The 517-nt window shown below is 64.8% G+C and carries 1 protein-coding gene; it reads left to right on the forward strand.

The window, feature by feature from the left end:
- The coding region (locus MOX02_RS30905) for a calcium-binding protein (RefSeq protein WP_147029559.1) at positions 1-517 on the forward strand (517 nt) is incomplete at both ends.

The raw sequence follows: 517 nt of genomic DNA on the forward strand, positions 1-517 counted from the left end.
GGGGCCGATGCCCTCCTGCAGGTCGACCGCGACGGTGGCAGCAACAGCTACACAACCCTCGTCAAGTTCGAGAACCTCACTGCAACAGCTCTCACGGCCTCAAACCTCATCCCGGCCTATCCGCTCGACAGCTCGGACCCGACAGGAGCGACGATCGACGGCGACGCTGCCGGCAACGTGCTCACCGGTACCATCGGCAACGACACCATCCACGGCTTGGACGGAGACGATCAAATCTCCGGCGGACCCGGCGCGGACACGCTCGAGGGTGGCTCTGGCAACGACACGCTCTACGGCGAAGCCGGCAACGACATGCTCGACGGCGGAGCTGATCACGATCAGCTCTACGGCGGCACCGGCAACGACGTGCTCGACGGCCGGGACGGCGACGACGGTCTCAACGGCAACGAGGGTGACGACCAACTCTCAGGTCAGGACGGCAATGATTCCCTGTCCGGCGAAGCTGGCACTGACAAGCTCTACGGTGGGGCTGGCTTTGACTACCTCAACGGCGGTG

It is taken from the genome of Methylobacterium oxalidis (assembly GCF_007992195.1).
In the GTDB taxonomy this organism is placed as follows: domain Bacteria; phylum Pseudomonadota; class Alphaproteobacteria; order Rhizobiales; family Beijerinckiaceae; genus Methylobacterium; species Methylobacterium oxalidis.